The organism is uncultured Amnibacterium sp., assembly GCF_964244015.1.
Lineage (GTDB): Bacteria > Actinomycetota > Actinomycetes > Actinomycetales > Microbacteriaceae > Amnibacterium.
Genome location: NZ_CAXTHO010000012.1, coordinates 1 through 2,075 on the forward strand (window position 1 = coordinate 1; position 2,075 = coordinate 2,075).

Below are 2,075 nucleotides of genomic sequence, written 5' to 3' on the forward strand. Positions count from 1 at the left end.
TCAGTGCCCCATCCCGAGGCCGCCGTCGACGGGGATGATCGCGCCGGAGATGTAGGAGGCGTCGTCGGAGGCGAGCCAGACGACCGCCTTCGCGACGTCGTCGCCGGAGCCGAACCGGCCCACCGGGATGCGGCCGAGGTAGTCCTTCTGCTGGTCGTCGGGCAGCGCCGCGGTCATGTCCGACTCGATGAACCCGGGCGCGACGACATTGGCGGTGATGCCGCGACCGCCGAGCTCCCGCGTCAGCGACCGGGCGAAGCCGACGAGTCCGGCCTTCGAGGACGCGTAGTTCACCTGCCCGGCGGAGCCGAGCTGTCCGACGACGCTCGAGATCAGGATGACCCGGCCGAAGCGGGCACGCAGCATGCCCTTCGACGCCCGCTTGACGACGCGGAAGGCGCCGCCGAGATTCGTGTCCACGACCTCGTCGAAGTCGGTGTCGCTCATCCGCAGCAGCAGAGTGTCCTTCGTGATCCCCGCGTTCGCGACGACGACCTCGACCGGCCCGAGCTCCGCCTCCACGACGCGGAACGCGGCGTCGAGCGACGCGGAGTCGGTGACGTCCGCCTGCACGGTCAGCACCCCCACGGGACCGGACCCGCTCCGCGATGTGACGGCCACGCGGTGCCCGTCCGCGGCGAACGCGAGCGCGATGGCACGGCCGATACCGCGGTTGCCCCCGGTCACGAGAACGGTTCGGGTGGTCATGGGGGCGTCTCCTTTTGCGAGGGTTCCGAGAGCCTAGCGATCGGGTGGGGAAGGCTCAGGAGGCGGCGTAGGTTGTTCCCACTGTGACTCATGACATCGTGCAGTCCGCGACTGCGCTCCCCGCCTCCCCGGTCGACGACCGGAAGAAGCGGATGAAGGCGTACTCCACGGCGATGTCGATCAGGATGATCTGCCTGATCCTGGTGTTCTTCGTCCCGGGTTACTGGAAAGTCGTGTTCGGGATCGGTGCGGTGGTGCTCCCCTACGTCGCGGTCGTCCTGGCCAACGTCGGTGCGGGCGGGTCGAGCCGGCCAGTGAACCCCGGGATCTCGCAGCAGCTCGCGATCGAGCAGCAGCGGCAGGAGTGATCGGCGGGCCGGAGCGGCACACCTGCTCCCGCGCCGACTGCCGGCTCGAGGCGACGGCGGCCATCGAGTGGCGCAACCCGAGGATCCATACCGGCGACCGGGTCAAGGTGTGGCTCGCGTGCGACGACCACGTCGGCGTCCTCCGCGATTTCCTTGCGGCGCGGGCGTTCCCGCTCGAGGTGAAGCGGCTCGACGCATCGGCCGACCGGGTACGCTGACCGACCCGTGGAGCAGCTCGGTCGGATCCTGCGCGCGCTGGTCTCGGACGGCCGGTGGCACCGGTACCTCGCGCTCGCGATCGCATTCGCGGTGGGCTGCGCGCTGCTGTCCTGGTGGCAGTTCTCCCGCAGGGCGGAGTCCGTGGCCGCGAGCACGCTGATCACGACGAACGCCACCGCGCCGGCTGCGCCCCTCGATGCGCTCCTTCCCTCCCGCACCGCGTACCGGTCGTCGGTGCAGTGGCGGACCGTGGAGGTGCGGGGCACGTACCTGACCGCCGACCAGCTGCTCGTCCGCAACCGGGTCGGCCCGGACGGCGGCCCCGGTTTCGAGGTGCTCACCCCCTTGCGGCTGGCCGACGGCACCGTGTTCGTGCTCGACCGCGGCTGGGTGTCGATCGGGTCCCAGCAGGACCGCCCGGACTCGGTGCCCGGCGTGCCGGCCGGCGTCGTCACCGTGCAGGCACGGCTGCGCGGTGACGAGGGACCGCTCGCCGGACGGACCGCTCCCCCGGGCGAGATCCCCTCCATCGATCTCCAGAAGGTCGCGAAGCAGGTCGGGCTGCCGACCTACACCGGCGCGTACGGGCAGGTGCGGTCGGAGTCGCCCGTCGTGGCGCCCACCCCGCAGCGACTCCTGCCGCAGGCTGCCGACACGGGCGTCGACGAGGGCACGCACCTCTCCTACGCGATCCAGTGGATCCTGTTCGCGCTGCTCGGCTTCGGCGCGCTCGGCTGGTCGATCCGTCGCGACCTGCTCGACGCGGGCGACGAGGTCGTC

General features: G+C 71.3%; 4 protein-coding genes. 3 read left to right on the forward strand and 1 reads right to left on the reverse strand.

Annotated elements, in window-relative coordinates:
* Entirely contained in the window at window positions 1–708 is a 708-nt protein-coding gene (locus tag ACFE67_RS02715; protein WP_375405337.1) for a beta-ketoacyl-ACP reductase, read from the reverse strand.
* Between the two features lie 83 nt (window positions 709–791).
* Between ACFE67_RS02715 and ACFE67_RS02720 the strand changes: the two genes are divergently transcribed.
* From ACFE67_RS02720 to ACFE67_RS02730, 3 genes are all read left to right on the forward strand, one after another.
* Complete coding sequence (locus ACFE67_RS02720; RefSeq protein WP_375405338.1) at window positions 792–1,076, forward strand: DUF3099 domain-containing protein; 285 nt, start codon at window positions 792–794, stop codon at window positions 1,074–1,076.
* Window positions 1,073–1,294, forward strand: coding sequence for a hypothetical protein (locus ACFE67_RS02725; protein ID WP_375405339.1), 222 nt, complete (start codon window positions 1,073–1,075; stop codon window positions 1,292–1,294). The genes ACFE67_RS02720 and ACFE67_RS02725 overlap by 4 nt, the downstream gene beginning before the upstream one ends.
* Before the next feature lie 7 nt (window positions 1,295–1,301).
* The coding region (locus ACFE67_RS02730) for an SURF1 family protein (protein ID WP_375405340.1) at window positions 1,302–2,075 on the forward strand (774 nt) is incomplete at its 3' end.